Origin of the sequence: Gordonibacter massiliensis (ex Traore et al. 2017) (assembly GCF_019731765.1) — a bacterium.
GTDB lineage: Bacteria > Actinomycetota > Coriobacteriia > Coriobacteriales > Eggerthellaceae > Gordonibacter > Gordonibacter massiliensis.
Window position 1 is genome coordinate 139,743 of sequence record NZ_JAASIO010000004.1, and the last position, 11,993, is coordinate 151,735.

An 11,993-nucleotide genomic window follows, 5' to 3' on the forward strand; every position below is an offset into this window, starting at 1 on the left:
CCTGGAGGCCGTACTACCTGCACTACCTCGAGCACGGCTCGAAGGAGGGCAGGCACGGCACGGGCTGCGGCGAGATGGCCGGGCTCGTCACTGCGCGGGGCGGCGTGGACTACTCGCCGGTCTACGACGGCGCGTACTACCGCGACCGCAACCCCGACGTGGCCGCCTGGGCCTCCGTGAAGGTGGGCGCAGTCACGGCCCTCGACGACGCGCGGCTGCTGGAGCACTTCGCCTCCTGCGGCATGGACGAGCCCCGCCAGGGCTCGGCGGCGTTCGACGCGATCTCCTACTACAACGAGTACCCCGACCTCCGGCGCGCCTTCGGCACCTCGTCCTGGAGGCCGTACTACCTGCACTACCTCGAGCACGGCTCGAAGGAGGGCAGGCACGGCACGGGCTGCGGCGAGATGGTTGTCGATGACCACTCCTCTATTATGGGACCAAGTCAAACCTCGGTCGCGCAGATGGTGAGCCGTTTCAACGCGGTTGAGCAACCGTATCCCGCTAACGTGTACGCGCAGTATGGAGCTAGCAGTATTGAGCAATTTTGCACGATACTGCTCGAAGAGGCGAACGTTGAAGGAGTGCGTGCCGAGGTTGTGTTTGCTCAGGCAATGCATGAGACCGGCTGGCTTCAGTTCGGCAACGATGTGGATGTTCATCAATGCAACTTTGCTGGGATCGGGGCGACTGGCGGCGGCGAACCCGGAAACAGCTTTAACGACTGGGGTTCGAACTCGGTAAGAAAAGGGCTGCGGGCTCAAGTGCAACATTTGAAAGCTTATGCTTCAACCGATGCATTGGTGCAGGCTTGCGTAGACCCTCGTTTTGGACTCGTGGTTCGCGGATGCGCTCCGACAGTAGAGGATCTTGGTGGGAAATGGGCGGTCGGCTCGGGATATGGCGAGGCTTTGCTCAAGGGAATGAGCGCGCTTCTTCGATCATAGAAGCTTTTGCCGTGTCCGCTTTCAGCGTATGGGCCAGGCGTTGATTCGATATTGCGTGCGGCTGGTAGAGTCTTGCTGATCGATTTCAAGTGTGCAGGTCGAACGCGTCGTGAGGCTTTAAGATTCAATAGGCGGAATGCAGCATTTCATCCGTGATTTTAGTAAAGTGTTTCGTATTGGATTCTCTTGGAAGTGAGGGCATCGTCTCATCGAGTGATTCACCAAGATGATGGTTTACGATCGACTTAGATAGGCGACTATCCGATTTTTTCGCTGGTAGATAAGAGGAGTAGATGAAAGTAGTTATACTTGCAGGTGGTTTCGGGACGCGTATTTCCGAAGAAAGCCACTTGAAGCCGAAGCCGATGATCGAGATAGGTGGCTATCCGATCCTATGGCATATAATGAAATATTACACGTCCTTTGGATTCAACGAGTTTGTGATATGTGCCGGCTACAAACAACAGGTCATCAAAGAATACTTTGCCAATTATTATTTGCATCATGCAGATATAACCTTTGACTTTTCTTCGGGCGGGGAAGTAATCGTGCATGACGAGACGTCTGAGCCGTGGAAGGTAACGGTTGTCGACACGGGTTTGAACACGATGACGGGCGGACGCATTAAGCGCATCCAGCCTTATGTCGATAACGAGGCGTTTATGCTTACTTACGGCGATGGCGTGTCGAATGTCAATTTGGATGCGCTTCTGGCCGCGCACAGATCGCACGGTACCATAGCGACGATAACTGCCGTTGGCGTGACGCAACGTTTCGGGGTTCTTGACATAGATAAGAATGGCCTCATCAGTTCTTTTAGGGAGAAGAAGGATACTGATGGGGCTCTGATAAACGGCGGCTATATGGTGCTTGATCCGGGAGTTTTCGACTACATTGAAGGCGATCAGACGGTTTTTGAGCAAGGTCCTCTGGAAAGCCTTGCGGCCGAAAACCAACTCTCCGCCTATGTGCATGATGGATTCTGGCAATGCATGGACACGCAGCGTGACAAGATGAATCTTGAGGCTCTCTGGCAGAACCGTAAAGCGCCTTGGAGAGTGTGGTAGTTTCATATGGATCTAACGTCTTACAGAGGGCGGCGCGTTCTCGTGACGGGTATAACGGGTTTTAAGGGTTCATGGTTGTGCTGCGTGCTGCAGAACCTTGGTGCTGAAGTGGCGGGATATGCGCTTGCTCCCGCCACGAAGCCTGCGCTGTACGACCTTCTTAGTTTGGCGGATTCGTCGAACACTACCATCGCGGACATTCGTGACTTGGATACCCTTCAATCAGCGTTCAAGCGGTTTCAGCCTGAGGTCGTGCTGCATCTTGCTGCGCAACCCATCGTTCGGGATAGTTATAAAGATCCTGTGTATACCTATGAAACGAATGTGATGGGCACGGTCAACGTATGCGAATGCGTGCGTCGAAGCGAATCGGTTGTCTCGTTTTTGAACGTAACGACCGATAAAGTGTATTTGAATCGAGAAAACGAGAACCTTGCCTATCAAGAGGACGATCCCTTGGACGGATACGACCCCTATTCGAATTCGAAGTCTTGTTCCGAGCTCGTGACGCACAGCTATGCTCAAAGCTTTTTAAGGAAAGCCGGTGTGGCTGTTTCGACGGCTCGTGCGGGCAACGTCATAGGTGGAGGAGATTTTTCAAACGACAGGATCATGAGCGACTGTGTTCGTTCTGTTGCCGCAGAGAAGCCGATCATCGTGCGCAATCCAACGTCCACGAGACCGTATCAGCATGTTTTGGAGCCTCTGCTCGCATATTTGATGATAGCTCAGAAGCAGACGGAGGATATCTCGTACGCGGGCTACTACAACGTCGGCCCTGACGAGTGTGACTGCGTCGATACAGGCTCGCTGGTTGATCTTTTCTGCTCGACTTGGGGAGGAGCCGACTGGCGTATCGAAGCGGACGGGGGGCCACACGAGGCGAGTTTTCTCAAGCTTGACAACGGCAAACTCAAGCGGACGTTTGGCTGGAGTCCCTGCTGGCACATTGACGATGCGGTTTACAAAACTGTGGAATGGACGAAGGCATGGTTGGCGGGAGAAGATGTGCGACGGGTTGTTGACCGGCAGATCGACGATTATTTGAAAGGGTTCTGATGTTTGAGGGCATGAGCGAGCGGGAAGCAAGATCAATTATTCTCAAGCAAGTTGAGGAGTACTGCGATCTTTACCACAATCAAGTTAAGCCATTCTTTCCCGGCGATAGAATTACCTACGCATCGCGCGTTTACGATAGCGATGAGATGGTCAAGCTTGTCGATTCCTCTTTGGATTTCTGGCTGACGGCTGGTCGCTATGCGGAGCAGTTCGAAGCGGATTTCGCGTCTTTTCTTGGTGTGAGCTACTGCTCTCTCACCAATTCCGGATCAAGTGCGAATTTGCTCGCCTTCATGGCACTTACCGCCTCTGAGCTCGGCGACCGTGCCATCAAGCGTGGGGACGAGGTTATCACGGTTGCGGCAGGGTTTCCGACCACCGTTGCGCCGCTCATTCAGTTCGGCGCCGTTCCTGTATTTGTCGATGTGACTATACCCCAGTACAATATCGACGTCTCCATGCTGGAAAATGCGCTCTCGGATAAGACCAAGGCCGTCATGGTTGCCCATACGCTCGGCAATCCCTTTAATCTGCATGCGGTGAAGAAATTTTGCGACGAGCATGAGCTCTGGCTTGTAGAGGACAATTGCGACGCGCTGGGCTCGCGTTATAAATACAAAGGCGTTTGGCGCTATACGGGAACCATAGGCGACATCGGTACTTCGAGCTTCTATCCTCCCCATCATATGACAATGGGCGAAGGCGGGGCAGTATATACGAACAGCGCAAAGCTTGACAAGTTGGTGAGGTCGTTCCGGGATTGGGGACGCGATTGCTCGTGCCCTTCAGGGAAAGATAATTGCTGTGGGCACCGTTTCGACGGCCAGTACGGACTGCTACCCAGAGGTTACGATCACAAATACACATATTCGCACTTTGGGTACAATTTGAAAGTCAGCGATATGCAGGCTGCGATTGGGTGCGCTCAGTTGAAAAAACTTGAATCGTTCGTCGAACAACGCAAGCGCAACTTCGCTCGTTTGCATGATCGGCTAAGCGGTCTGACCGAAAAGCTGGTTTTGCCGGAGGCCACTCCGTTTTCCGATCCGAGCTGGTTTGGCTTTCTTGTCACATGCAAAGACGGAGTTGAGCGTGTGGAAGTGGTCGAACGCATAGAGGAAGCAGGCGTGCAAACACGCGCCCTCTTCGCTGGAAACATCATAAAGCATCCTTGTTTCGACGAGATGCGCGAAAAAGGAGAGGGCTATCGCGTTGTGGGGGAGTTGCCGGTGACGGATAAGATCATGGAGAAGAGTTTCTGGGTTGGCGTTTATCCGGGCATGACCAATGAGAAAATCGATTACGTGGCCGACGTCATTTGCAAGGCAGTCGCGAAATAAGGCATTTCAGCTAGAGAGGCATGGTGGGCGCAATAAAGGCTGTGGTGACAGGTGCGACCGGTTTGCTGGGACAGGCTCTCGTTAAGACCCTCTTAGCAGAGGGGACGGAGGTTCATGCGATTGCTCGTCCGGGATCTTTTCGGAACAGACGACTCACGGGGGAGCCGTCTGTTCTTGTTCACGAAGTGGATTTGTCTGATCTGCGCTCTGCAGTCGATAAGCTGCCCAACGACGTCGACGTGTTCTTTCATCTTGCATGGGCGGGAACGGCACCGGCTTGGCGCAACGATGCTCGATTGCAGGAGTCCAATATCGCCTGTACGCTCGATGCGGTGGAGCTGGCTCGAGCGGTGGGATGTCGGGTGTTCGTGGGCGCGGGCTCCCAGGCGGAGTACGGCAGGGTCGAAGGATTGGTATCGCCCGATGCCCCTTGTAAGCCCGAGACGGCCTATGGCGTGGCGAAGCTTTGTGCCGGCCAGATGAGCAGGCTTCTTTGCAATGAATACGACATTCGGCATTCATGGGCTCGGATATTGAGCCTCTACGGACCTTACGACGCTTCCACTACCATGATGAGTTGTCTGATTGCGACGCTCCTTTCCGGAAGGGCTATGGAATTAACCCGCTGCGAATAGGTTTGGGACTATTTGTACGCAGACGATGCCGGCAGGGCTCTAAGCCTGATCGCAAAAAAGGGACGCAATGGATCGGTATACTGCATTGGGAGCGGAGAAGGCCGAGCGTTACGAGAGTATGTGAACATGGCCCGTGCGATAGTGAACCCGAGCGTGCCGTTGAATTTCGGTGCGCGTGGTTACGCAGCCAATCAGGTTATGAATCTGCGTGCTGACATTACGAGTCTGCGGAATGATACCGGATTCGAGCCTTCGATCTCGTTTGAGGATGGGGTTCGTCAGACGGCTGCTTGGATGATGAAGCAAGAAGGCGAGTGCGAGTGAAGACGATATCGGTTCTTATACCCTGCTACAATGAAATCGACAATGTCGGGCCCATGGCCTGTGCGGTCACGCATGAGTTCGAGGAACATTTATCGAACTACGAATATGAAATCATTTTTATTGACAATCATTCAACAGATGGGACGCGCGATAAACTTCGCGTGTTGTGCGCCGACGATAAACATATCAAAGCCATTCTCAATGCTAAGAATTTCGGTCAGTTCAACTCTCCTTACTACGGGCTCTGTCAGACGAAAGGCGACTGCACCATTTTGCTGTGCTGTGACTTCCAAGATCCGGTGAGCATGCTGCCACGTTTTGTCGAGGAGTGGGAGGCCGGATATCAGATCGTTTGTGGAATCAAAGCTACGAGCAAGGAGAACCGTATCGTCAGAGGATTTCGTACCCTTTATTACAGGCTTATTCGCAAAATGAGCGATGTTGAGCAGATCGAGCACTTCACGGGGTTCGGTTTGTACGACAGGGCTTTTGTGCAATTATTGCACGAGCTCGATGATCCGACTCCATTTTTGCGAGGCATCGTTGCGGAACTCGGATCTAAGAGGAAGGATATTATCTACGAACAGGAAAAGCGAAGGGCTGGCAAAACACATAATAATTTTTACACGCTCTACGACGCGGCAATGCTTAGCTTCACTTCTTACACCAAGATAGGGATGAGGCTGGCGACTATCATAGGATTCGCTTGCGCGGCGGTTAGTCTCCTTGCTGCGTTCGTGTACCTTGTTCTTAAACTCTGCTTTTGGGATATGTTTCCAGCGGGGTCGATTCCGGTGCTGCTTGCCGTCCTTGTGTTTGGTTCGCTGTTGTTGTTTTTTGTTGGCTTGCTGGGCGAATACGTTATGAACATCAATACCCGTGTCATGAACCGCCCTCTTGTCGTCGAAGATGAGCGGCTGAACTGGGAGTAGTTTTCATTATGCAAGAACAGCAAGAGGAGCAGCCTTCGGGAGGCCCGAGTGTATCTATGGCCCAATTTATTAAATTCGGACTAGTCGGTGTAAGCAATACCCTCGTATTCCTTGCAATCTATTACCTTGTGCTTTTCCTTCAGGAAGATTGGTATCTCTTTGGCAACGCGTTGGGTTGGGCTGTCAGCGTGCTCAATGCTTTCTTCTGGGGCGATAGAGTCGTGTTCAAGAACTCGAAAAGGGGCAGGGTAGAGCAACTGAAAAAGCTGGGAAAATCGTACATCACGTATGGGGCGACGTTTCTTTTGTCCACTGTCTTGCTCTATTTCGAAATAGGTTGGTGGGATATCTCGTCTGTCGTTGCGCCCCTTATCAATTTGCTGGTGACGATACCGCTTAATTTTTTTATCAACAAGTATTGGACTTTTAAATAGGAGCGACACTGTGAAGGCAACAAAGTTTATTGTCAAGTACCTAGAGTCGCGTGGGGTGACGGATGTGTTCGGATACCCTGGCGGTATGGTCACCCATCTGATCGATAGCCTTGACAGCGCCGATTCTGACATAGCGGTTCATACTAACTATCACGAGCAGGCATCCGCATTTGCCGCCTGCGCGTATGCGCAAGTGTCCGGCATGCCGGGCGTCGCGTTCGCAACCAGCGGTCCTGGGGCAACTAATCTGTTGACCGGTGTATGCAACGCCTTCTTCGATTCTATTCCTGTTTTGTTCATAACGGGGCAAGTGAACACATTCGAGCAGAAAGGTTCCTTCGATATAAGACAGCGGGGTTTCCAAGAAACCGACATTGTGTCCATGTGCACCGACGTGACGAAGATGGCTCTTCGGATCGAATCCCCCGAGGAGCTTCCTGAGGTTCTTGAGAGGGCTTTCGAAGTGATGCAGGAGGGAAGGCCCGGCCCTGTTCTACTCGATATCCCTATGGACGTTCAAAGAGGAGAGGTCGACGCTTCCGTCGCTGTGCCACAACCTAAGAGAATCGTGTCGCCCTGCGTCGACGTGTCGGTTTTCATAGAACGGCTGCGTTCGGCGCGCCGTCCTTGTGTCGTATGCGGCATGGGCGCACGCATTTCTAATGCAGAGGAGAAACTCCTTCGCTTTCTTGAGGCGACGGGGCTTCCTGTCGTGACCACGATGCCCGCTATTGATTGCGTGGCGAGCTATCGCCGCAAATACGGTTTTATTGGTGCCTATGGTTCGCGGTCGGCCAACTTCATCGTGGCAAAAGCCGATCTTGTTCTTTCGCTAGGCGCTCGTTTGGATATAAGGCAGGTTGGCGTGGCTCGAGGTGATTTCGCCCCGCAGGCGCACATTGTTAGAGTTGACGTGGATCGGGGGGAGATAGAATACAAAGTGCATTCCGACGAGACGCCGTACTGTCTCGACGTTGGAATTTTTCTCGACAGCTGCCTTGCCGAGAACGATGCTATTCCGCAGGTTGATTCGGATTGGATTAACGTGTGTGACACCATACAAGAGAAGCTTCTTGAGGTTGATGGTGATCTTCCGCGGAAAATCATGCGAGAAATAAGCCGAGTTGTGCCAGAGGGGGCTGTTGTTACAACAGACGTGGGTCAGAACCAGGTTTGGGTTGCCCAGTCTTTCGTGGTGAAAGGCGGCCAGCGCGTTATTTTCTCGAGCGGTCATGGTGCTATGGGGTACAGCATCCCTGCCGCCATTGGCGCGTATTACGCAACAGGTAGGCCGGTTCTGTGCATTACCGGTGACGGTGGCATGCAAATGAACATCCAAGAACTCGCTTACATTGCGCGTGAGAATCTACCGATAACCATATGCGTGCTGAACAATCACGCTTTGGGTATGATCAGGCATTTTCAAGAGATGTATTTCGATTCAAAATTCTACGAGACGGTTACGGGCAAAGGATGGGGAGATCCGGATTTTACTGCTATCGCCAAAGCGTACGGTCTCTCGGCGAAAACAATTGTCGCCGACCCTGATTTTTCGTTCGAGCCGTACTTTGAAAATCCTGGTCCGCAATTATTAAATATTCACATAAACGAGCCGACATATGTTGTTCCAAAACTGGAATTTGGAAAGCCCAATCAAGACCAAGAGCCTTTATTATGTCGAGAGCTTTATCGCTATCTAATGAATTTATGAATACGGGGATGTGGTTAGCTTGCTCCTTTATGGACAAGCTCTTTGAAGATATTTTCCTTACTTGCGAGCGCTACTTTTTAACTGAGTGAAGAAGTTCACGAGTGCTACCTGCGATGTGATGGTTGACCTGGGCCTAGCTACTAGGTGCCCATTTTCGAACCAGAGCCAGCCACTACGCCCGAAGTCTTATATATGCTTCAATCAGTATATGCCCGAAATGTGCTTGTTTCTTTGCGACAAACATCACGGAACATCTTGGAAGTTGCGCATATCCTCTGCCCCGCAAGAAAGGTGTGCAACGGGAGCAACCAAATGGTGTAAGATGCGGTAATGAGCCGCAGCGGAAGGCCCAGATATGCTCGTCTGGGTGATTCATGCTATCTGACGTATTTCTCGGGGAGTATCTTCATGCGCAACCGTCGTCCGGATGTTTTTTTGGAAAATGTATACCTATGTATTCAGGCAATTTTGGCTTCCTTATCTTGCGTCGGATTGTTGTTGCTGTATCGCGCATTAACGTTAAGCGAAAAGAACTCTGAAACCTTTGCGTCGAGCATTTTCACCTCCCTGGAATCATACCGCGCAATTTTCTTGATCGTTTTTTTTGTTGGAGCGATATCCTTTTATTTTTGCTTTCGCAACAAGGATCTGCTGTGCAAATGCTTATATAGATGGCGTTGGCCGGTGGCCTTGTTTTTGCTGATAGTGCTAGTTGTTTTGAACGTTTCAGGGTCTTCTATAGGATGCTGGGTGGATTATCTTCCAAATGGAGACAACCCGGGATTGCTCTTGGGAACTGCAAGACCGGTTCGTTCGGATGAATTTCTCATTGCTACTCCGCAAAATTTTTCTCAACTTGCTAACCCTGAAAGCTGGTTGCAATACTATTCCACGGTGGCTCGTGGATCAATGACTGATATGAATATTTTCTACGCGGCTCCCATGTGGGATTTCGCTCAACTGTTCAGGCCGTTTCAATGGGGTTACTTATTTCTTGGAGCAGAGCGGGGGTTGTCTTTTTGGTGGTGCAGCAGACTAATTCTCCTCTTCATGGTTTCGTTCGAGATCGGCATGCTTCTGTCGAAGAAGAACAAGCATCTAGCCGTTGCTTACGCGTTTCTCGTAACGTTTTCTCCTGCTGTGCAATGGTGGTATGGATCCGGCAGCATCACCGATTGCATCGTGTATGGGCAAATCATAGTATTATTGGCGTGGAGCTACTGCAAAAGTAGGTCTTACAAAACACGCTCTTTACTCATATTCCCTCTGATCATATGTGCTGGATCTTTTATTATGACCTTTTATCCCGCTTGGCTTGTAGGCTTTGGCTATCTTGTTTTAGTTGCCCTCGTTGTTGTCGTGGTCTATTGGCGTCGGTCGGCTCTATTTCGTCCAAAGCTCGATATTCCGATCTTGGGTGTCGGTTTGCTTCTCTTGGCGCTTTCGATAATGTTTGTTTTAGTGAAGTCTTCCGATACAGTTTTATCGTTGTTCACTTCGGCTCAAGGTACAAGGGAATTAGGAAAAGGCGAGCTTGAGAATTTGACGCGGCTGTTCTTTTACCCTTTTAGCATATTTTTTCCATTTACCCAAGATGGAATAGCCCCAAACGTGTGTGAGGTTAGCGGTTTTTACAATTTCTTTCCGCTAGGTTTAATTATGTCTATATATGTCATGGTTAAACAGAAGAAAGTAGATATTCCCGCAATTCTTTTTCTAGTGGTTATTTTGTTATTTACCTTGTACTACATCGTTCCATTGCCGGATTGGTTGCAGTCGATTTCTCTGCTCAGGTTTACAACGATTACGCGTACCACTTCTTTTTTGGGTTTTGCCAATTTATTGCTCTTAATTAGGGCGATCGTATTATGCGCGAATGGCAAGGCAAAAGTGCGTTTTGCGTATCTGTCCATCGTAGCGCTAGTGCTAACAATTTGGATTATTGCGATGGCGTCGTTGTCGCAGCCGGATTACACTAAACTCGGGTTTGCTTTGGTTTCGGCGATCTTCTTATTTGTTGGCATCGTATTTATTGCTGAAAAGAAAAGCAGGCAATTTGCAGTTTTTTGCATCGTTGTGTCAATGTTGGGCGGTTTTTTGGTAAATCCAATCCAAATTGGTACGGCAATCATCTACGAGAACGATTTAGAAAAAATGATAAATAAAGTTGCGAGCGAACATCCTGAATCCAAATGGGTCGTCGAAACTGAAGGCTCATTTGCCGTAGTCCCTCAGCTTGCCATCATGGCTGGTGCGCCTACTATAAACTCTGTCAATACTTATCCGAATGCTGACCTGTGGAGCAAAATAGATCCCGATCAAGAATATCGCGAGATTTGGAACAGATATGCCATTGTGGGAGTTGATTTAATAGACGGAGAGACTAATTTTGAACTGAAAGCAACAGATCTGTTTGATGCTAATATAAACATTAACGATTTGAGTCTTATAGACGTGTCGTACGTTCTATCGCGAGACGATCCAAATGAAATATCGGGAGTCGTTGATGTCTTTAAACCCATTGATACATATGAGGGATGGACGATATGGGAAAGAGAAAATAAATATGAGTAGTCAGGTCATGTGCTATCGTGCGTTAGGTAGTCGGATGGTCTGAAATATTATCTCGATGTTTGTGTTACGTGTTGGTCGTTTTTTCGTATTGCATGTTCGTCAAGGCAGTGGATATGCTAGGCGATGTTGCTGCTTTCTTGCGGATTAGGGTTTGTGCAAGTTGTAGAAGCGCACTGTGTGTGGGAGAAGGTGAAACTTCAAGTGACAGGCCCCAACCGGGACAAGCTCAAGGTGCTTCTCGTGCTTCATCTACTGTTGGTTCTCTTTTCGTTCAGCGGCATCATGAGTAAGCTGGCGGCCGGCTACGACTTCATGAGCCTGGGGTTCGTCCTGTGCTACGGGGGCATGCTGTGCCTGCTGGGCGTGTACGCCATCGGGTGGCAGCAGGTCATCAAGCGCCTGCCGCTCACCACGGCATACGCGAACCGTGCGATCACGGTGGTGTGGGGTCTCGTCTGGGGGGCTCTGCTCTTCAACGAAAGCATCACCGCGCCCAAGGTCGTCGGCGCGTTGGTGGTGCTTGCGGGCGTGGTGCTGTATGCGACGGCGGGCGACGACGAGCACGGCGATTCTGTTTACGTGCAAACTGACGGCGGCGAGGGCGTATGAGCGAATCCGTGGTACTGTACGCGCTCATCGCGTTGTTCGGGGTGTTCGTGAGCGCGATATCGCAGGTGATGTTGAAGAAATCGGCGCTTAAAACGCACGATTCGCATCTTCGCGAGTACCTCAACCCGCTCGTGGTGTTCGCCTACGCGCTGTTCGTGGCGTCGACGCTGCTCTCCACGCTGGCATTCAGGGTCATCCCGCTTTCCATGGGCCCCATCCTCGATGCGACGGGCTACGTTTACGTCACGGCGTTCGGCGTGCTGCTGTTCCGCGAGCGTTTGAACAGGCGGAAAGTGCTGGCGCTCGTTCTCATCCTTGCCGGCATCGCGATCTACTCGTTCGGTGTTTAGGCGGCGAGGGG

Annotated in this window: 11 protein-coding genes; all 11 read left to right on the forward strand. The window is 51.0% G+C overall.

Translation table 11 applies throughout. The annotated features are described in order from the left end of the window. The coding region (locus HCH03_RS06635; RefSeq protein ID WP_221688849.1) for a glucosaminidase domain-containing protein at window positions 1–947 on the forward strand (947 nt) is incomplete at its 5' end. Window positions 948–1,240: 293 nt separating this feature from the next. Then, on the forward strand, window positions 1,241–2,014 hold the full coding sequence (rfbF, locus tag HCH03_RS06640; RefSeq protein WP_221688850.1) for a glucose-1-phosphate cytidylyltransferase: 774 nt from the start codon (window positions 1,241–1,243) through the stop codon (window positions 2,012–2,014). Between the two features lie 6 nt (window positions 2,015–2,020). Beyond that, a complete protein-coding gene (rfbG, locus tag HCH03_RS06645) occupies window positions 2,021–3,073 on the forward strand; it encodes a CDP-glucose 4,6-dehydratase (protein WP_281421083.1) in 1,053 nt (350 codons plus the stop codon). Then, a complete protein-coding gene (gene rfbH, locus HCH03_RS06650) occupies window positions 3,073–4,413 on the forward strand; it encodes a lipopolysaccharide biosynthesis protein RfbH (RefSeq protein ID WP_221688852.1) in 1,341 nt (446 codons plus the stop codon). The genes rfbG and rfbH overlap by 1 nt, the downstream gene beginning before the upstream one ends. Window positions 4,414–4,433: 20 nt before the next feature. Beyond that, window positions 4,434–5,048 (forward strand): NAD-dependent epimerase/dehydratase family protein, encoded by a 615-nt coding sequence (locus HCH03_RS06655; protein ID WP_221688853.1) that lies wholly within the window; start codon window positions 4,434–4,436, stop codon window positions 5,046–5,048. Window positions 5,049–5,368: 320 nt separating this feature from the next. After that, window positions 5,369–6,304, forward strand: a complete 936-nt coding sequence (locus HCH03_RS06660) for a glycosyltransferase family 2 protein (RefSeq protein WP_221688854.1) — start codon at window positions 5,369–5,371, stop codon at window positions 6,302–6,304. A gap of 8 nt (window positions 6,305–6,312) precedes the next feature. Beyond that, window positions 6,313–6,738 carry a GtrA family protein gene (locus tag HCH03_RS06665; protein WP_221688855.1) on the forward strand — a complete coding sequence of 142 codons (426 nt, stop codon included), beginning with the start codon at window positions 6,313–6,315 and terminating at the stop codon, window positions 6,736–6,738. 10 nt (window positions 6,739–6,748) lie between these two features. Next, complete coding sequence (locus HCH03_RS16785) at window positions 6,749–8,449, forward strand: thiamine pyrophosphate-binding protein (RefSeq protein ID WP_221688856.1); 1,701 nt, start codon at window positions 6,749–6,751, stop codon at window positions 8,447–8,449. A gap of 408 nt (window positions 8,450–8,857) precedes the next feature. Beyond that, the gene (locus HCH03_RS06675; protein ID WP_221688857.1) at window positions 8,858–11,023 is read left to right on the forward strand and encodes a DUF7657 domain-containing protein; all 2,166 of its coding nucleotides are present in this window, start codon (window positions 8,858–8,860) and stop codon (window positions 11,021–11,023) included. A gap of 240 nt (window positions 11,024–11,263) precedes the next feature. Next, window positions 11,264–11,632, forward strand: coding sequence for a transporter (locus HCH03_RS06680; protein WP_221688858.1), 369 nt, complete (start codon window positions 11,264–11,266; stop codon window positions 11,630–11,632). Then, window positions 11,629–11,982, forward strand: a complete 354-nt coding sequence (locus HCH03_RS06685; RefSeq protein WP_221688859.1) for an SMR family transporter — start codon at window positions 11,629–11,631, stop codon at window positions 11,980–11,982. The genes HCH03_RS06680 and HCH03_RS06685 overlap by 4 nt, the downstream gene beginning before the upstream one ends. The last annotated feature ends 11 nt before the right edge of the window (window positions 11,983–11,993 follow it).

What these genes read in the sequence shown, in the direction of transcription:
- HCH03_RS06675 (WP_221688857.1), top strand. Translation starts at nt 8,858, where the DNA reads ATGCGCAACCGTCGTCCGGATGTTTTTTTGGAAAATGTATACCTATGT.
- rfbH (WP_221688852.1), top strand. Translation starts at nt 3,073, where the DNA reads ATGTTTGAGGGCATGAGCGAGCGGGAAGCAAGATCAATTATTCTCAAG.
- rfbF (WP_221688850.1), top strand. Translation starts at nt 1,241, where the DNA reads ATGAAAGTAGTTATACTTGCAGGTGGTTTCGGGACGCGTATTTCCGAA.
- HCH03_RS06655 (WP_221688853.1), top strand. Translation starts at nt 4,434, where the DNA reads ATGGTGGGCGCAATAAAGGCTGTGGTGACAGGTGCGACCGGTTTGCTG.
- HCH03_RS06685 (WP_221688859.1), top strand. Translation starts at nt 11,629, where the DNA reads ATGAGCGAATCCGTGGTACTGTACGCGCTCATCGCGTTGTTCGGGGTG.
- HCH03_RS06665 (WP_221688855.1), top strand. Translation starts at nt 6,313, where the DNA reads ATGCAAGAACAGCAAGAGGAGCAGCCTTCGGGAGGCCCGAGTGTATCT.
- rfbG (WP_281421083.1), top strand. Translation starts at nt 2,021, where the DNA reads ATGGATCTAACGTCTTACAGAGGGCGGCGCGTTCTCGTGACGGGTATA.